The organism is Psychrobacter sp. TWR1-1-1, assembly GCF_049895865.1.
GTDB lineage: Bacteria > Pseudomonadota > Gammaproteobacteria > Pseudomonadales > Moraxellaceae > Psychrobacter > Psychrobacter immobilis_A.
In genome coordinates this window covers 117,031-136,420 of record NZ_JAFCTE010000008.1, presented here as the reverse complement: position 1 = coordinate 136,420, position 19,390 = coordinate 117,031, and the positions used below count along the sequence as shown (strand labels likewise).

Genomic DNA, 19,390 nt, shown 5'->3' with positions numbered 1-19,390 from the left:
GAAAACGAGTGAAAGTACTACGCCTTGTAGGCTAAGCGAGTTTGACATAGCTAATCTTATTTTTTGGGTTTGGTATTAAGTCTAATAAGAATGCTAAAGGAAAAGATTTATGAGCCAGTTAAAAGCTGTAATTACTCGCTTAAGCCCAAGCTGTCGACAGTGTTTGCAGCAGGCAGCTAGGCTTTGTATCAATAATGGACATCGTGAAGTGGACACTGTTCATCTGCTGCACGAACTGATTGCGACGCCGCACAATGATGTGGCTCAAATTTTAAAAGTAAATAAGATTAATCAGCAGTCATTACTAGCAGACATCACCGATTTGCTAAATACCTTTGGTCAGGCAACAGGCTCAACGCCAGTGTTTAGTCAAGGTTTGATGGCGTTGTTAGAGGATGCATGGGAGCTTGCAAGCAGCCAATATAATCAAAGCGATGACAAAAATAGCCCGCTAGAAATCCGCTCTGGTCATATATTGCTCGTGCTATTGGCGTATGAGCGTTATCAGTCGCTACTTAAAACTCTTCCTGAGTCACTACAGTATATCGACCGCTTTACCCTAAAAGATGACTATGAGCGTCAATGTCTCGATAGTACTGAGGGCAGTGGATCAAGCAGTAATAAAGGCGTTAATAAGGGTGCTGATGATGGTGCGAATAGTGCAGACAATGATACTAACAATCAAGAATCTTTAGACACTAAGCAAACTGAAGCTAAGCCAACCCCTGCGTTGGATAAATATACTTATGACTTGACTGCTAAAGCCAGTTCAGAGCAAATAGACCCTGTCATTGGCCGTGAGTTTGAAATTCATCAGTTGATCGATATTTTGATTCGTCGCCGCCAAAATAACCCTATTTTGACGGGTGAGGCAGGGGTAGGTAAAACAGCAGTGGTAGAAGGATTGGCGCAAAAGATAGTCGCCGGTCAAGTGCCTGATCAGCTCAAAGATGTGACGATACGTAGTCTTGACATGGGCTTGCTGCAAGCAGGGGCAAGCGTCAAAGGGGAGTTTGAGAACCGTCTCAAGCAAGTCATTGAAGAAGTACAAGCCTCGCTACAGCCTATTATATTATTCATTGATGAAGCGCATACTTTGATTGGTGCTGGTGGGCAAGCGGGTCAAAACGATGCGGCTAATTTATTGAAGCCTGCGCTGGCTCGTGGTGAGCTTAGAACCATTGCGGCGACGACGTGGTCAGAATATAAGAAATACTTCGAAAAAGATGCAGCGTTGTCACGCCGCTTTCAAGTGGTCAAAGTCGATGAGCCTGATATCGAGACAGCAGTAGCGATGATTCGTGGGTTGAGTGCCAAGATGCAGGATCATTTTGGCATATTAATCGATGACGATGCGCTACAAGCGGCGGTTGAGCTATCCGCACGTTATATCAGCGATAGGCAGCTGCCTGATAAAGCGGTCAGTGTATTAGACACGGCGGCGGCACGGGTGAGCTTATCCAAGACCGCCATACCCAATCAACTTGACAGATTAAACGCCAAAGGGTTGCAGTTAGAGCAGCATATCAATAATCTCAGTCAGCAGCTTGAGCGTATCGGCGGTGTGGACGAAAAAGAAAAAGTCAGCCAAAAAATTGCCATACTAGATGAGCAGCGCCAAGCCAACCAGCAAAGCATTGCTGACATGACCAGTCGTTGGCACGAACAGCGCGAGCTCAATGATCAGCTTGATGCCTTAAATCAGCAGTTGAATGACAAGACAAATGGTTCTGATGTGCTTAGTGCAAAAGAGCGCTTAGACAAACAAGCTGAGTATCAAAGTATTGAGCAGTTACTAAAACAGGTGCAAGAGACGCAGCGCCTGATTCATGCGGTATTAGATCGACAGGTTATTAAGCAGATTATCTCAGATTGGACAGGGATTCCACTGAACGATATGGCAGGCAATGAAAAAGACCATATCTTGGGTTTGGCGGATACTTTGCAATCGCGAGTCATTGGTCAAGATCACTCGGTGGCGGCTATCGTCAAGCGTATTCACACGGCAAAAGCACGTTTAGATGATCCCAATCGTCCGCAAGGGGTGTTTATGCTCGTTGGGCCAAGTGGTGTGGGTAAGACACAAACGGCACTAGCACTATCAGAGGTGTTGTACGGTGGTGAGCGCAATCTTATTACGATTAACCTGTCAGAGTATCAAGAAGCCCATAGCGTTGCCTCGTTAAAAGGCTCGCCTCCAGGTTATGTTGGCTATGGTGAAGGTGGTGTATTAACCGAAGCGATTCGCCGTCGTCCTTATAGCGTACTCTTACTTGATGAAGTAGAAAAAGCCCATCCAGACGTATTGGATTTGTTTTATCAGGTCTTTGATAAAGGGGTGATGGAAGACAGCGAAGGGCGTTTAATTGATTTCAAAAACACGCTTATTTTATTGACCAGTAATGTTGGTTCGTCTGCGATTATGCAGGCATGTATCAATACAGATCCGAGTGTTACTGACTTTAGCCTGCCAGACAGTGATAGCCTAAAACAAGTCATTAATCCGCATTTGTATAAAGCCTTTAAACCCGCGTTTTTGGGTCGCTTAACGGTCATTCCTTATTATCCATTAACGGATGATGCGCTCGCAGAAATTATTCGTCTTAAGCTGGATAAAATCACTGGCCGTATTCATGATAATTATGATGTGCCTTGTGTTATTGATGATGAGGTGATTGAGCTGATTTTATCGCGTTGTCATGAGGTCGATTCTGGTGCACGTAACGCCGATGCGATTATCAGCCATACCTTGCTGCCGCAGCTGGCAGGTCAGCTACTGGCTCATGATGACAGTCAAAGTGTGTTAAAGAAAATTACCGTATTCGTTGATGAGGACGATAATTTTGCTTATCGTCTGGATACTGATGCTGTTGTGGCGCTCAATCAAATGGCACAACACAGCGAAGATGAAACTGAGGATCAAGTTGAGGATCAAGTTAAGGAACCACCGAGCAAACCCCTTTCAGCTAAAAAGTCTGCCATTAAAAAGCCTGATGTTAAAAAGTCGACAGTGAAAAAAACAGCCAGTAAAAAACCTATTAAAAAGTCTATTAAAGAGGAGTCACTATAATGAACACTGATCACTCTTTAGCAACCAATATTGACACCCTGATTGCGCCAATTAATGGCAGTCGTCATGGGGTCGGCGAGGACCTGATATTTGATCCACGTATCGATGCCATCGTGGCCGCTCGTCAAGAAGATGACCCATTACTGGCACAAGGCAATTGGGTCACTGAGCTAAAAGTGGCTGATTGGGACTTTGTGAAGGATCAGTGTGCAGATTTGTTGATTCATACCAGTAAAGATATGAAGCTGGCACTTTGGTATGTCGATGCCTTGAGTCATACCGATCATTTATCAGGTATCAGTCAGGGTTTAAGTCTATTGCAGGCACTCAATGACGAGTATTGGCTGACGATGTACCCGCCGCTAGATGGCGAGGAAGACAGCATGGATATCAGGGCAGGGCTGCTGTCATGGTTCGTCAAGGCGCTCACTGATGATATCAAGCAGCTATCGCTTTCTGACACAAAGACAGAAAAATATAACTATAACTATTATCTAACCGCTCGTGATCATGACAAGCAGCGTCAGCAAAATCCCGATAACGAATCGTCCAATCAATTAACGCTAAGTGATTATAACCACGCTATCAAGACCAGCAGTGAGACTTGGCAACAAGCACTGATGAGCAATCTTAAAAAAGTTACTGAGCAGTGGCAGGCGCTGACTGATCAGCTCAATGATTTGATGGGTATGGATGCGCCAGTCTTCGCACCAGTCACGGATTTATTGGTTGCCCTGACCCAACATTTGCGACCGTTGATACCAGAATATTCCGATACCACTAGTAGTGTTTCTGCTCAAGAAAGCGTAGCAGATACTATGGACGGTATGACTGACAATGAAAGTACGATATCAGATAGTAATGGACAATCAGCTAGCACAAAGAATATTAGCTCAACCAGTTTTAATCCTAGCAACCGTGATCATCAAAGCAATCGTCAGCAAGCGCTTAAATTATTAGGTCAAATTCAAGATTATTTTGCGACCAATGAGCCGCACAGTCCGGTGACGTTTTTACTTGGCCGTGCTATTGACTGGGCAGATATGCCGCTCGACCAATGGTTGACTCATATCATCAAAAACGAAGACCAGCTGGCGACGCTATCTGACATGATTGGCATTCAGCCCAAACGTGATTCATCTGACGATGGTTATTAATTGAATCAACGACAAATGCATACTTGGTTAACAGGCAATCTGCACGCAATTTATAATCTTGCAATATTAAATTTTCCACCTTTGGACTGATAAAAAAGGGCTTATCATGGTATGGACCCAAACAAAGCGGCATGTGCAACTGAGTAGTGCCCATCCTGATATTGCCACCAGTCTTATTCAACAGGCTGACTTGATTGAAAGCTTACTTGGCATGCCTTTGCCCGACAGCGTTTGGAGTAAGCCCGCGCTTATGCCAACGCCTGACGCTTGTCCAAGCCCTTATCATCAAGATCAACGAGCGCAGTCTTATCAAGAGCGCCAGCTAGCCCTCTATTGCGGCTACCGTATTAGCATTACTCTACTGCATCCACGGGCAGGACTGGATATAAAGCAATGGCTAGGGCAAAGTCTCTCGATTCATTGGCATACGGGTAATACGCTACTGCCAAGCCAAACCCGCCACGGTATTATCACCGAAGTCATTGCCCTCGGTAGCAACAGTGGCATGGCCGCTTATCGCATTATCTGCGAGCCTAGCTTAAGTCAGTTACGCCTATCTAGCCATAACCGCCGTCATCATCATCTCAGTCTAAGCGAACTCATTACTCAAATCATCAGCCCGTACGATATAAACGTTGAGATTGACGAGCGTCTCAGTGATGACAGCAATTATCATATACAGCACAGCGTCCAATACAACCAAACCGATCTTGTTTATCTAACCCAATACCTTGCTCTCTATGGCATCACAGGCTATTACCGTCATGAGAGCGACAAACACACTCTAGTCCTACTACCTAGTGATGGCGAAGAATTGCGTCCTGATGTCAATGATATCCAAAGCATCCTCAGTCAAAACCCTGCCAACCTTGCTGATAGACAAGACCGCGTTACTGCCATTCGTCCTCGTATTGCTCAGCATACTCAGCAAAGCGACCTACATCGTTATGACAGTCGCTTGATGAGTATCTATACTGGCAGTAGCAGTAGCGAGCAACCGATCGACTCATCAAACAGCACGCATCAGCGCTTTTTACACAGTCATAGCCGTTTTGATGATAAAGGTCTCGATAAGCTTGCCACCCGCTACCAGCAGAACGCACAGCAGCATGCCAACCTTGGTAGCCTAACCGGTAACATCCGTCATCTGAGCTTGCCAAGTAGCCACTATATCGATGGCAACCCTTATTTAACGGATCCGATCAGTCTGGTGTCTATTCATCAGCATATTAATAATCATATTCCAGCAGATTGGTTGGGGGTAGCACCCTTTGATCCCATTACCTTACAGCCAAATACCAACTATGATAATGATGACGACAACGATGACAACGTCCATCATATCAGCGCCTGCTACCTACCATTTCCGCATCACTATCACATCCCCTATGGTGAACAGCTGGACAAACTTGGACAACCGCATCCGAGTCTCACAGGTCTGATGAGTGCCAGTATTATTGATACCGATAGTAGCGCCATCACTCATGATCGTAATCATCGTGCCCATATCAGATATCACTGGCAAAGCGAAGGTGACGATAGCGCACACTGGATACCCATCGCCAGCCACCTCGTCGCCGACCACATGGGACAGACCCATCCTCTGCGTCATGGGCAACATGTTCTCATCGACTTCATCGGCGGTGACATTACTCATCCCATCATAATCGGCAGCACCCATAACGGCCAAGGCAATTCTGACGCTCAGCATAATAGCATTGCCAGCGATACAGATACGATTGATGCCACCAGTCCCGCTTGGTTTATCAATCAAAGCCATGCTTATCCCATAGACGGTATCAAGACTCAAAGTATCGATAGCAGTCGAACAGGCGACGCCACCAAAGACAGCCTTATTAACGGCTACAACCAGCTCATGTTTGACGCTCATCCTGACAGTCCGCAGATTAATGTCTATAGCAGTAGCTATCAAAGCAGCCTAACCATTGGTCATCTGTATCAGCATACTGACCACACCCGAGGACAAGCCCGTGGACAAGGTATCAGTATCGAGACCCAAGCCGCCGCCAATGTGCAAGGCAGTACAGGCTTACATATCAGTAGCCAAGCATCAAACCCCACATCAAATCCTCACATGAGCCATAACAGCCACAGCAAACTACAAACTGCTGACCAACACCAACAAGCTTACGCTCAGCTGGCTGACACCCATCAGCCAGTGGGACTAGAGGGCAGTAGCAATAATAAGAGTAACAGTAAAGAAGATGCGCAAACCCCATTTGCCGAGTTTAGCAAAGACACCAACGATAGTAGTCTTAGCGAATCAGGACAATGGCAACAAGCCAATATGCTGATCGACTCTCAGCGTCATCTCGCACTATTAAGCGGACAGCATAGTCAGCATACCAGTACCCAAAATACGCATAGCCACGCTACAGACAACACCCATCATCACAGTCAGACGCAAATGAATCAGCTGGTGGCAGGCGATATTCATTACTACTCCAACAAAGCTCAGACTCATACAGCGGCTCATGGCGATGTGACCATACAAGCCCATCAGAATGAGATGCGCCTTGATAGTGAGCAGACGCTACGTATCCACAGTCGAGACAGTATCGAGATTATCGCGCCTGATACGCTAACCCTAAAAGCGGCGGGCAGTGGCATTGAGATATCGGGTGGCAATGTGACCTTTATTACGCCAAGTCAGGTGGGGTATAAGGCGAGTAAGGTGGATTGGGAGAGTGGGGGTGGTAATAATCCAACGATTACGATGCCTCAAGATGAGCTTGCTGATTGTGTCGCTAAAACAGAAAGTGCTGGCAATAAAGGTGGAGCGGTCTAGGTATGCTAATACCAAAAGTAGAGTTTCTCGATGATATTCAAGCGACTGACGGTTATCAAAAGCAACTTAAGGCTTTATATCTAACAGTCTCTGACAATCAATATCAAAGGCTGACAGTCCTTATTGATCTAAATGCTTATCGCACAGCCGTCTTTGATTTATTAGACTGCGGTATAGATTTACCATTTGAGCGTATCAAACGCATTCATCATAGCTTTAGCGATGATTTGGCACTTATTGAGATGTCACTCGATAGTAGTAAAGGGCAACGGCTACTTGAGCAGCTACTGGCATTGGCACTATATGAAAACACCTATGATATATCAGGTTATCCGCATTCGCGTAGCGTCTGTCTATGGCTATTTGATCAACCGATCACTGACACGCTCAAACATAGTATATATCTGATAGGACAGGCGTATGGATTGGGGACAAACAAGTTTCGTTATTTGCGCTATTGGGATCCTAGAGTGTTAGTGCTATTAACCTATATTTGGACAGCTGAACAAAAGCTACAAATACACCAGTTAGGACTACCTTATATTCACTATGTAGATTGGAATAATGAGATGACCGTATTGACTCTACCCATGCCAAGTGAGGTATATCCAGCTGCTAATATTCAAGTAGCACTAGAGCAGTTAAAGCCATTACCGTTTAGATTTAGTCAGCAGCAATGGCAACTGCTAGAACAAACAGAGTGGATGAATATGATAGTGAGGCAGCTTAAGGGTCAGATGAAAGTAACGGACGATGTTTTAAAGACGGTCATATCGCATGCATTACTTATTGCCAAGCGTCAAATGACGCAGCAGCAAGCCGTTAAGAATATTGTTAGAGATTTAGAGCAATTAGAAGGGGTGGGGTATGAGTGATAATAATCTGGACTTTATGGATAGATTGACAAGTGATCATAAAAGCTCACAAGATACAGTAAAGTCAGATCCTATGGTACTACAGGCCGATGATACCTCTGATAATGTTTTTTCAGTTGAACTAGCCACTATCACGGTAACAGCAACAGGATGTGGTGACTATGGATGTGGAGATATAGGTATACCTATTTTACCTGTGGTGTTTAGTCGGGATGATTATAGAGTAAACGGTAATGACAAGCGTTATTTTGGGGATGGGTTGTCTTCAAAGTCAGCTAAACATGATGCTATTGCGAGCCTACCTACACACACCTACCTTTATTGTTTTTATGATTATATTGATAGTTATGGAGATGAACAAAAATCAGTTGAAGAGATATTTACTGGTAAAGACGGGGCATTAAAAAGTGTTAAAATATATAGCGAAGATGACTTTGCAGTAAAGAATGAAGAAGATCCCAATAAGATAGAGGTGACAAATATAGATGAGCCTGATAATAAGCCTCTCGACGACATGGTACAGCCAGCTCTCTGTGAGAAAGAAGACCATAGTACGTTAGATAGTAAATATATTACCTTGCTCCAAGGTGAAATAGTATGGCTGATGGTCAGTCATGCCAAGCTTAGTAAAGCAACATTAAAAAAATATTTTGATGATGAAGCACTGCGCGATAAGCGTATGCAAAAGTTCGTCGTTGATGACCTTACTGATAATAAAAATACTAGATATATGTCTAAATTTTTACCAGAACTGGATTATATGAATAGTTTTCATCAACGAAAGCGGTTAGAACAGGGCGGTGATATCGATGATAAAATTGCAATATATGAAAAAGATCGAAAAGAAGACATTCAAGGTGCTATACGTTCTGCTTTTCAGCTATACAAAAGTATGGAAAGAAGTATTTCGGAAAGAGTAGAGACGCTTCAAAAAAGTATTGACGATGGATATAGTGACGAATTGGGTAGAACTGAATTGAAGTTTTTAAAAAAAGCAAAGCCCATGATGGTTGCCCTGCCTGATCCCGTAGGAGAGGTGGTAGCAGCAGCAGAGAAGCGAAATTATCTACTCAAAAAACTTGATGATGCTCAAAAAAATAAAGGTAAAACTCGAGAACAAGTCAATACCATTATTATTGATAATATTAAAAGTAGCATAGAAGCTGCTAATCAATCTTCTACTAACGAACAAATCGGTTATTCAAGGGCAGGTCTTGATCGTAATTATAAAGCAAATTCAGCAGTTGGTAGGAATGTCTATAATTACATTAATGAATCAAAATTCAAAGCAGTTTTAGCGACTGCGAAAAAAAGCCGCAAAGATAAGGCTGCAATCGCAGCAGCGCGCCAAATATTCATAGACGCAATTAAACGCTCTGAGTTTGCTTTTGTCATGCGTGAAGACTTTCCTGAAAATGATGAAGAAAGTCATTTAGGATATGCTCAAATTATTGCTGAAGCGATTCAAGGTATCGGTATTGATGAAAGTAACATTGGCATACCAGATGCCATTTGGGCAGACCATCAACCAGAGCAAGTATCGGGTATGACGGCAAAGCAAGAGTTTGAGCAGACGTTATTACCCTGTCTTTCAGGAGAAAAACCACCTGAAGACAATTGGCTATCTAAAGCCTTAATCGGCCTTGATCCCGAAGATAATCAAAAAATGCAAGATGCGCCAACATATGAAAACTTAGCGCGCGCGAGTGACTTTATTGGTACAGCAACAAACTGGCTCAATACGTTTAAAAATGAAGCCAAACAAAAAGCTATAGATGCCAAGACTGCACAAAAAATCCAATATCTTAATGAGTTGGCAAGTTACAAAGCTCAAATTGTGCAGACGATGAGTAATAACATGAGCCATATTAAGGAAAATAACCGCTGGCTTTACAAGATGGACTTGTGGACACAGGCTTCAGTCAATCAATCTACAGGGTTTCGACTGGCACAGAAAATCTTAAAATATAGTCCCGACAAGGCGACCAAATTGCTAGAGGGTTTTTTAAATAATCGAATCAATAACGCAAAGCCACATAAGAAACTCATACCTGCAAGTATCGACACTGGGGCGGTTAAGCAGGTTTCAGGTAGTAGTGTACCTTTTGCGGTAGACTTTATGCACTCCCTAGGCGTAGATCAACAAGCATTAGATATTTACAACAATGCAGCGACCGGTGATAAAAATGCCCGAATGACGGTAACACTATATACAGACAAAGCGACTGCTCAAGCTGCAGCATCAGTCAATCAATCGCTTGCCGATGCGCAAACGGATTTAAATAAATATGTCGATAGCCATAGCGGAGCACAGCGACAGTTGGAGCGTAGCAGTGCAGGTAAGGCAGCACTGATATCTGCGGGGATTGGTTTATTTCAGTTACGTAGTGTATGGATGGGAAGGAGTAGCTTGAACGCTATGGCAGCTCGCGGAGACCTAATAGCGCGCGAGTTTATGACCAGCTATGCCAGTACCTCCCTTGCATTGACGGGGGCGGCGCTTGATGTCGCTGCCGCTAGTATACAGATACGAGGTGCCAGCACTACTGCAATAGCAAGGCTTAGCCTCGGTGTCGGTGTGCTTGGGGCAGTCGGTGCTGGGTTTGAGGTGTATAGTTTAGAACTGACACAGCAACGTATGATTGACGGTAAAAGTAATACTTCCGCTAAAGTTACAGGTATTGCGCAGTTATCAGCAGGCGTGGCTGGAATGGCAGGTCTAGCTATTGGGCTTGGTTTTGTCATGCCATGGGTGATTGGCATTATGGCTGTGGCGTGGGCTGTGAGCTTAATAGCTCAATGGGTAGCTTTTAGTTATGATAAAAGTCACATTCTACCGATTCACTATTGGCTAGATGCTGGCGTCTTTGGCAATAAGGCTATGCTAAATGACGAGTATCCCAATAACCCTTTTAAGATACAGGCAATGAGTAGCCTTGAGCAAGATATGCACGCTTACTCTCTAGCTTTAACTGAAATACAAGTTAACCCACAATTTACGACAAACACTGATAATTTTAGACAAACATTATCGGGGCAAATAGAAATAACGTTAAGTCAGTGGAACGATAATAGTGAGCTTGTCGTAGAGTTTATCGGTATCGGCAGTCGAGAGCTAGGACTAGATAGAAAATCCTTTAGCATAGAGACGCTTAAACGACAAAACCAAGTCATTGAAACCTCAAGAGGACTAAAGGTCGTATTAGACATTCCCAAGACCAGTCACTTTCAAGCGCAGTATTTAGGCTCATATAGGGAAGGGACGCGAGATCCCAATAAGGAACACGATATGCAAGAAGCGAGAGAGATAGCACAAGCCAATGCTGGTCGTGAAGTTGATAAACTCAGAGCCGTTGTGAAGTATGCGCTCAACCCAAGTATGAATCCATATTACCAACTACGTACAAGCGTCACAAGTCAATAAGGATAACATCATGCAATTACGCGACGACTTCGCCAAACATATCAGTGAGCTTCACAATCCTATTGACCGTCCTTATACCGCTAGTATAGACAAAAGCTTATTAAAGAACACTGAAGATATTGAACATCTTAACAAAGAAATTCACGACGTCAATCCTGATTACTTAACATTCCTACCCGCATACTTTTGGGTATTTTATTTTGCGATTGGCTGGGTTTATTTTTCTTCATTTTGGTTAGGTAATTATTTTCTTCAAGATATTGGAGAGGTTGTCTTTATAGATGATGAATTTAGTATTTTTGATATAGTATTCAGCTTCTTATGGATTGTTGTATTTGGTACGCCACTAATTTTATTTCTCTATCAACTAATCAGAAAGCACTTCATTCGCACCCAATATTACTTTTTAAAAAAAGAGCAAAAGATAGCTTATTACTACCGTTCACTATGGAGTTTTAGACAGCCTTATGAGCTTAAAATAGTAGATTATAAAGACGTGCATCCAGACCTGCACCTAGACAAATATAATCAAGCTTATACACCGCTCAATCTGTATGTCGCTGATCCGGAGACAGGTGATATTACCCATCATCTAAAGCTAGAAGATTATAGAGTCAACCCGCGTGTACAATGGGCATTTATCCGTACCTATATGGAAAATGAAGCCGATGACTTACCGATAAATCCTGAGTTCTGCGAAGCTTACCCAGCTGACACTAGTAAATCACTGTTTGCTTGTGCTGATATTATCTATCGTAAAAACAGCATACTGCCTAGTGATCATTCTGGCGGTGGTCAAATCATGGTCTTTATAATAGGCTCAATAATAGCCTTAGGTAATCTATTTCAGGCTAATCATTACCAATGTACCAAACGCGCCATCTTGCATCCCGACGTGCAAAAGCTACTCACATGGGACGGTCAAGATAACCCGTATCCAATACAGCCCATAACTTATGAAGCCAAACTAGCGTTTGAAGGTAGAAATTGGGAGGTTAATGTCAGATGGGTATGTATCATACTCATCAACGTTGGCTTATTTGTATGGGCAGTGGTGGCTTATAATAGCTAGCGAAAATTGCTAACTACATATTGTATAACTATGATCTTACCCGTTCCTCCTATACCTCCTGTCGGTAAAATACTCAGTCGCCCTTATGAGGGAGAGATTGGTAATTTTCAAGAAAAAAAAGCTAGTATTGATAGAATAAGTACACTTATTCATGAGGTGAATCCAGATTATCTACTGTTTCATCCAGTGATTAATTCTATTCAAAATGTATGGCTTTTAGCGTCATATTGTGGTGCATGGTTAGGTGGGCAGAATATATTTTTCTTGTTGGCAGTTATATATGATTACATTTTTTTAAGTCCTTTCGATATTGTTGGTCTCTCATTAATAATAATGCTGATTATACTGATATCAATCTTATCATTCGGTGCATTTTTTACTTTAAAACAACTTAAAATCAAACAATCTCGATACCATAAAATTCTACTACTAAAAAATACCCAGCAGATTGCTTACTACGAACATAACCGTAAGCAAGCCCCTATCTTTCATCTGATTAATTATAAAGACATCACAGCCTCCGTGAGACGCAATGAAGGTTTAGTCTATGAAGTACTGAATCTGCACGTCATCGATGAATCAACAGGAGAGACAAGTTTATCTATTAACTTTGAAGACATGCAACTCAACCCTTATGACCAGTGGACGTTTATCCGCACCTATATGGAGCGTCCAGCAGATGAGCTACCGCTTGATCCCCGATATGCCCATGCCTGTCCCACCGATATCAGTACCTCGCTCCTTGCCTGTGCTGATATTGCACAAGAAAAGAAAAACAAAGGCTTAACAGGACTACGCCATGAAGTGACGGTCATGGGCTGGTTACGAGCCTGTACAGTTAGCTTTTTAGACCTAGCAGAGGGTAATATCTATCAATCTAGTGCCAACCCAGCACTACATCCTGAAGTGCAACGTCGGCTCATGTGGGATGGAAAAAACAACCCATATAACATCTTACCTGTCACAGCAGAGCGCCAAGCAGCCTTTGCTAATCAAAACCAAGCGGTAAAGCTGAAATGGTATTCAGGAATGGCTGTGAATGCGACATGGTTTATTGGGTCAATACTGTATGTAATGCTGGTGATTGCTTAGATAAAAACTTATCAGCCAATCTCTATTAAGCAGTATGAGAACCGCTAAAAATGAACAACTACATCATCAGACCGCAAGAGATTTACTTATTAGAACGTTACAGTTCACCAGCTTACTTTAAAGAGATGCGCGATGCTTTTGCGAATATGCTAGACGCTGCTGAATACGCTCTAGAACTATTCGTCAACGATTTACCCTTTGATTACCGTACGCGCCCTATCAACAGACAACCTGATATTGTTTGGGGCGAGCGCGTATTACCGAATCTGCGTGATACTCTAGACAGCTTAAATGTTGGTTATCAAGAGCTGTTAAAAGGGGATCTAGCAGCGATAGGATATGGGGGTAATGTTGAGAGTGATTTTCGGGCTATCAGTATGGATTATGATATCGATTGGATGCCTGAGCAGCAACAACTTGATTATGAAAAATGGCGGAGAGAGGCAAGCACGCGCGCTTTTAATTTAGAAATAACCAGTTATTTTGGCTGGAAAATTGGTAGTTTAATTGAACGCTATACTACTGAATCGCGAGGACCACTTGACCCACCCGAATCGTGGCCTATTTATCGTTTGAACCCTAAATATAGCGTTGAGTTAGATGAAGTCGTCCCTGTCGCTGGCATTTATGTACCAAATCGAGCAGATGCCAGTGCTCAAGTGCTATTGGATGGCATGTTAGCAAATGAAGCTAATGTCGGTTATGACCCTGATACGACACACGCTGTCGGTAGAGCTCCTGTTACTTGGATGCTCGTTGAGCGTATCGCGGATAGTGGTGGTGGCAGTAGTGTAGTACTGGAATCTTCACGTTGTGAGGCAAATCAGCCTTGTCCGCAGACAGGATATTGGTGGTCACCTGCCAGTCAGGAGTTGCAACATTTTCAAGCAGAAGACATCATGCCAGACATGACTAAAGGAAGGTGGGAAACCATTTGGTATTTTAACGCAACCAACCCGATGACTATTCAACCTACCACGAGTTATATAAAAAGGAGAAGAGCCAGGCGACCCAAAGTTTACCAACGACACAATGGAAATGCGTATTTAAATAGCTCTGTTAAACATGCCTTTTTCACTATGATCATCGTAGATATATCGATTCTGCTGTTTGTTGAACAAACTCGCGGTCCCTTAATCTATGAGCAATTATTAAAGGCTATCTTTATGCAGGCACTGTGTTTATTTATGCTCACGGATTCCAAATTAATGCTTGCGCTGGCTAGTGTCACCAATAGGCCGTTAAGTACTATGAAAGTGGCTGCTTTTTTTATCATGTTAGGATCGTTCTATCTATTTTTTATTACGACACAAGGTTTGCCTTTTCAGAATGGGATAATAGGATGTGGCTAACTATTGATTATATACAATTGATATAGCTTATTACCCTAAACGTGAGAAGGACGTTTAACAGTAAAGCTAGCAGTTCATTACTAGTAAATTGTCTAAATAGTGGAAAAAATTTAGTTTAATAAGAGAAAATGCACAATAAGAAAAAGGCTTCCAATTGCTTGGAAGTCTTTTAATATAATGGTACCCGGAGCCGGACTTGAACCGGCACGCTATTACTAGCGAGGGATTTTAAATCCCTTGTGTCTACCAATTTCACCACCCGGGCAAAACTTGTATAATCTAAAAGTAAGCTTTCTACTTGTTAGATAGTGGTCGCTATTATAAGCATTTATATTAATAAAGCAAGCTAAAATTAATATAATATGAATAAAATTTTAACCTAAATAATTGGAGGCTGAGGTCGGAATCGAACCGGCGTTAACGGAGTTGCAGTCCGCTGCATGACCACTCTGCCACCCAGCCAATCAAGGACGCCTATATTAGCAAATATAATTTAAATTACAAGTTATTTTTTAGCTAAATGCGAATTATCTACTCAATTCTTCTTATTTGACCATAAATTGATGTTTATTCAAAGTATTAAGAGGTCAAATTAAGCTATTATCAAGCTTAAAATTAGGAATGGTTCGTCAAAAAACATCGTAATTATCAAACACACAACGAAATAATATCTTTATTATTTCGTTGTGTGTTTGATAAAACGAGATAGGGAATAGATAGTGTTTTAAAAAGGTCTTGTTTGAGATAAAAAGGAGACCGTTTATTATCGAAAAATCAGGGTTATATGTCTGTCATTAAAGCGCTGCAAATGAGAGTTTATGAATGAGTGTGCTTCATGAGAGAGTCGAGCATAAAATTTTATAGGTCTGAATAATTCGAATAGTAAGTGACTCTGTTATCACGCAAAAAACCCGCTAATCCTAAGCCATAACGCTCAGCGACACGCACTGCGGTACTGGTAGGTGCAGACATACCGACTAGCCAAGGGATGCGCCCACGAATCGATTTTTGTATCAGTTCAATCGATAGGCGCGAGGTCATAAGGACGCAGCTAATCTCTACTTTATGGCGCAGTTGCCAACCGATCAGCTTATCAAGCGCATTATGGCGCCCTACATCTTCGAATAGGTATAGCTGCTGATTATACATCGTCGCAGCGGCATGTACGGCACCAGTCAATTGGTGCGTATGCTGCATGGCATCGACTTGCTGGCGTATTGCTAATAGACAGTCAAGACTTGGTGTATCTGTCTTTTGTCTGTTTTGACGATAGATACTCAAGTCAGGCAGTGCTTGTGTTAGCCCTGTGATGCCGCACATACCACAACCTGTACGCCCTGCTAGCTGACGTTTTTGCGCTTGGATACGCTGATGACAACGCTGGTTTAGTACTAGCTCCACCACATAAATGTCATAATCTTGCAGTGACGATAAGCTTTGTGCAAATTCAAAACTTTCATCCGTAGCATCTCTTATAAATCGTTCCTTTATAAATGAATCTTGCGTGAATTGTTGATAATTTTCGATATCACTCAGTTGGGTAACTTCCCAATCAAGCAGCTCATGGCTATGTTGAATTAAGCCTTCGCTAAACAAAAAGCCGACGGCTAAATACTCTAGCTGGTGAGGGCTTGCCATCAGTACCGCATAGTGAATACCATTGATAACGATAGCAATTGCCGCTTCCACTGCTAAGCTCGCTGATTGGCAGTCGATACTGATTTTCTGCATATTGGTCTGTGCAATATTAGTCTTAGCAACACGGGTCTCAATAATGTTGTTATGATTATATTTATCTGTCGGATAATGATGCTTTTGCGCCCAATGATTACGTGCAAGCGGCGTTGCAGATGACTTTAGAGTTTCTGATGTCTTATTTGTTAGGGTATTTACCGAAAAATTATCGCTATATTTTGCGTCAGTTTCAGTATCACTTTGGGCAATCATAATACCTCGTTATATCGTATGGTCATTACCAAAGTTATCGTTCCTTTTAAATATATGCATCATTCAATGATCCGCCCGTTGCTGACTATGCATGATCAGTCGTACCAGCATTTGCCTCAACGCGTTGCAAAACAACGGTCGTCGATTTATACGCTGGTATGTGAGAGTCTGGTGCATGCGTGTCTAAATCAAATAAATCATTACATTCAGGATAATAAGTTGCGACAGCGTTAGCGGCGATATCCATCTCAGTCAATACTAACGGCCCTAGCGCGCGTGGCTGAACGGTACCGTCTGTGTTATTTGAACCATTTGAGATGGCATGACGGGATACCATTACTCGGTCACCTGCTTGCCAACCCAAACGAGTCATTTCATCTGGGTGCATAAACAACACATCACGGCGATTGGTTTGGCGATAACGATCTTCAAATCCGAAAATCATGGTATTAAATTGGTCATGGCTACGGACACTGGTCAATTGCCAAATCTTTTGTTCATTGTTTTGCGTACTATTAATATTATCATTAGGTTTTTTGTCATGGTGAAAGGCTAAGGAGGTCTCTGCCATTTGTGCTGCGACGTAGGTGATAGGGTATTGTGGTACTTCAAATTGCGCTTTGCCACTATCAGTATTCCATACACGATGACGCGCAGAATGGTACAAATGAAAGCCACGCTCGGTTGCGCGAATACGCTGATTAAAGTCTTCAAAACCGTCAATCGCTTGGGCGATATAATCACGAACGATGTCAAAGTCTTCACTCATTGCTTGCCAAGGAATGGACGAATCAGCACCAAGCACATAAGTGGCGATATCTGCCACAATTTGTGCTTCAGACTTCAACGTACCGCTGACAGGTTTCAGGTTGCCTCGAGTGGGTACAATCTGACACATGGAATCTTCGATAGTGGCAAATTGCTCACCTTTGGTGGTAATAATACGTTCGGTACGACCTAAGCAAGGCAGAATAAGGTTGTTAGCGCCCGGATACAGCATAGTTTCATTAAGTTTAGTACCGACAAAAATATTGAGCTGAGTGGTGGTTAAAGCGTGTTGAATCGCACTGGTATCAGGTGCTGCCACGGCATAATTACCGCCCATACTCATAAAGACTTTTAACTTACCGGCAATCAATGCTTTCGCACCAGAGACCACATCAAAGCCATTTTCTTGCGGCATCGGACGTTCAAACACACGCTCAAGGCTGTCTAGTAGCTTTTGTGCAGGGCGCTCATGGATGCCCATGGTACGGTCGCCCTGTACGTTAGAGTGACCACGAACGGGAGACGCGCCTGCGCCATCAATACCAATCATCCCCATTAATAATAATAGGTTGGTAATCATCGCTACATTGTCATCGCCTTGGACGTGCTGAGTGATGCCCATACCCCAGGTGCAAATGGTCGCAGGACTCACAGCTACTAATTTTGCAATATTAATGATTTCCTCTTTACTGATACCAGACCCGCGTTCCACATCCGGCCATGATTGTTGGCGCAGCCAAGCGTCGAGTGCCTCATATCCTGAGGTATGCTCATCGATAAAGCTTTGATCGATTTTATGGTTTTTAGTCAGCCACTTAGCGATACCGGTTAAGAGTGCTGCATCGCCGCCGATCTGAATTTGAATGACCTCATCGACCATCTCATCACTTTGACCTGCCGCCATATGCGTGGGCTTTTGCGGATTTCTAAATTTACGTAAGCCTTGTTCGCGCATAGGGTTGATTGAGAGGATTCGACAGCCTTGCTCGTGAGCATGGGCAAGCATTTCAAGCATGCGTGGATGATTGGTCGCAGGATTTTGTCCAAACATCAATATCAGCTTGGCTTGCTCAAAGTCTTCCAGTTTCACGGTCGCTTTGCCAATACCCAACTGTCTACCGAGCATTACCGACGTTGGTTCGTGACACATATTGGAGCAATCTGGTAAATTATTGGTGCCAAAACAGCGCACAAACAGCTGATACATAAAGGCGGGCTCGTTAGTGACACGCCCTGAGGTATAAAATAGCGCCTCATCTGGTGAGTCAAGCTTTCCTAACTGTTCAGCGATACACTGATAAGCCGCTTCCCAAGAGATTGGTAGGTAGCGGTCTTGCGCGGCATCATAATATACAGGCTCTGATAAACGACCACTATGCTCAAGCTCATAGCCCGACCAGCCTTGTAGTTCGGTGACGCTATGTCGCGCAAAAAACTGCGCATCGGCTTTTTTTGTCATGGTCTCACTGGCGATGACTTTGATGCCGTTTTCACAGACATCAATGGCTTTATGTGACTTATGATCTGGCCAAGCGCAGCCCGGACAGTCGAATCCGCCCTTAGGTTGGTTGCTTTTTAGCACACTTATGCTACCCCGTAAAAAAGTCTGATAATCCATCAGCTTACGAGTAGAAGAAATCAGCGCAGGCCAACCGGCAGCAGGGTGGGAGTAGACAGGAATTTTGCGCATGACAGACCTCATAGTAAATGGCGGTAGCGGACTTTGATATACAGCAACTATTTTGATATACAGCAACTATATAGTGACGAGCGAGAAGTTTGTAGAAGCATTAACTATAGGTAACAAAAAAACCTTTAAGAAAA

Annotated in this window: 10 protein-coding genes and 2 tRNA genes; 8 read left to right on the top strand and 4 right to left on the bottom strand. The window is 43.1% G+C overall.

Features of this window, described 5'->3' with window-relative positions; genetic code table 11:
* The first annotated feature begins 109 nt into the window (after positions 1-109).
* The 8 genes from tssH to ACP69U_RS09495 all read left to right on the top strand — a co-directional run bounded on the left by tssH (position 110) and on the right by ACP69U_RS09495 (position 14,851).
* Positions 110-3,070 (top strand): type VI secretion system ATPase TssH, encoded by a 2,961-nt coding sequence (gene tssH / locus ACP69U_RS09530; protein WP_426138410.1) that lies wholly within the window; start codon positions 110-112, stop codon positions 3,068-3,070.
* Complete coding sequence (gene tssA, locus ACP69U_RS09525) at positions 3,070-4,227, top strand: type VI secretion system protein TssA (protein ID WP_426138409.1); 1,158 nt, start codon at positions 3,070-3,072, stop codon at positions 4,225-4,227. The genes tssH and tssA overlap by 1 nt, the downstream gene beginning before the upstream one ends.
* Before the next feature lie 106 nt (positions 4,228-4,333).
* Positions 4,334-7,036, top strand: coding sequence for a contractile injection system protein, VgrG/Pvc8 family (locus ACP69U_RS09520; RefSeq protein WP_426138408.1), 2,703 nt, complete (start codon positions 4,334-4,336; stop codon positions 7,034-7,036).
* Positions 7,037-7,038: 2 nt separating this feature from the next.
* A complete protein-coding gene (locus ACP69U_RS09515; RefSeq protein WP_426138407.1) occupies positions 7,039-7,911 on the top strand; it encodes a hypothetical protein in 873 nt (290 codons plus the stop codon).
* Positions 7,904-11,335 carry a toxin VasX gene (locus ACP69U_RS09510; protein ID WP_426138406.1) on the top strand — a complete coding sequence of 1,144 codons (3,432 nt, stop codon included), beginning with the start codon at positions 7,904-7,906 and terminating at the stop codon, positions 11,333-11,335. The genes ACP69U_RS09515 and ACP69U_RS09510 overlap by 8 nt, the downstream gene beginning before the upstream one ends.
* Before the next feature lie 10 nt (positions 11,336-11,345).
* Positions 11,346-12,407, top strand: a complete 1,062-nt coding sequence (locus tag ACP69U_RS09505) for a hypothetical protein (RefSeq protein ID WP_426138405.1) — start codon at positions 11,346-11,348, stop codon at positions 12,405-12,407.
* Positions 12,408-12,437: 30 nt separating this feature from the next.
* The gene (locus ACP69U_RS09500) at positions 12,438-13,499 is read left to right on the top strand and encodes a hypothetical protein (protein WP_426138404.1); all 1,062 of its coding nucleotides are present in this window, start codon (positions 12,438-12,440) and stop codon (positions 13,497-13,499) included.
* Between the two features lie 50 nt (positions 13,500-13,549).
* The gene (locus ACP69U_RS09495) at positions 13,550-14,851 is read left to right on the top strand and encodes a hypothetical protein (RefSeq protein WP_426138403.1); all 1,302 of its coding nucleotides are present in this window, start codon (positions 13,550-13,552) and stop codon (positions 14,849-14,851) included.
* A gap of 178 nt (positions 14,852-15,029) precedes the next feature.
* Here ACP69U_RS09495 and ACP69U_RS09490 read toward each other — a convergent pair.
* The 4 genes from ACP69U_RS09490 to ACP69U_RS09475 form a co-directional block, all read right to left on the bottom strand.
* Positions 15,030-15,116: transfer RNA gene (locus tag ACP69U_RS09490), tRNA-Leu, on the bottom strand.
* A 123-nt stretch (positions 15,117-15,239) separates the two neighbouring features.
* Positions 15,240-15,313: transfer RNA gene (locus tag ACP69U_RS09485), tRNA-Cys, on the bottom strand.
* Between the two features lie 396 nt (positions 15,314-15,709).
* Positions 15,710-16,798 (bottom strand): formate dehydrogenase accessory sulfurtransferase FdhD, encoded by a 1,089-nt coding sequence (locus tag ACP69U_RS09480; RefSeq protein ID WP_426138402.1) that lies wholly within the window; start codon positions 16,796-16,798, stop codon positions 15,710-15,712.
* An 85-nt stretch (positions 16,799-16,883) separates the two neighbouring features.
* Positions 16,884-19,256 carry an FdhF/YdeP family oxidoreductase gene (locus ACP69U_RS09475; protein ID WP_426138401.1) on the bottom strand — a complete coding sequence of 791 codons (2,373 nt, stop codon included), beginning with the start codon at positions 19,254-19,256 and terminating at the stop codon, positions 16,884-16,886.
* Between the last annotated feature and the right edge of the window lie 134 nt (positions 19,257-19,390).

Bases quoted from the DNA above. Each gene is read 5' to 3' on its own strand.
- tssH (WP_426138410.1), top strand. From the start codon at position 110: ATGAGCCAGTTAAAAGCTGTAATTACTCGCTTAAGCCCAAGCTGTCGA.
- tssA (WP_426138409.1), top strand. From the start codon at position 3,070: ATGAACACTGATCACTCTTTAGCAACCAATATTGACACCCTGATTGCG.
- ACP69U_RS09520 (WP_426138408.1), top strand. From the start codon at position 4,334: ATGGTATGGACCCAAACAAAGCGGCATGTGCAACTGAGTAGTGCCCAT.
- ACP69U_RS09515 (WP_426138407.1), top strand. From the start codon at position 7,039: ATGCTAATACCAAAAGTAGAGTTTCTCGATGATATTCAAGCGACTGAC.
- ACP69U_RS09510 (WP_426138406.1), top strand. From the start codon at position 7,904: ATGAGTGATAATAATCTGGACTTTATGGATAGATTGACAAGTGATCAT.
- ACP69U_RS09505 (WP_426138405.1), top strand. From the start codon at position 11,346: ATGCAATTACGCGACGACTTCGCCAAACATATCAGTGAGCTTCACAAT.
- ACP69U_RS09500 (WP_426138404.1), top strand. From the start codon at position 12,438: ATGATCTTACCCGTTCCTCCTATACCTCCTGTCGGTAAAATACTCAGT.
- ACP69U_RS09495 (WP_426138403.1), top strand. From the start codon at position 13,550: ATGAACAACTACATCATCAGACCGCAAGAGATTTACTTATTAGAACGT.
- ACP69U_RS09480 (WP_426138402.1), bottom strand. From the start codon at position 16,798: ATGATTGCCCAAAGTGATACTGAAACTGACGCAAAATATAGCGATAAT.
- ACP69U_RS09475 (WP_426138401.1), bottom strand. From the start codon at position 19,256: ATGCGCAAAATTCCTGTCTACTCCCACCCTGCTGCCGGTTGGCCTGCG.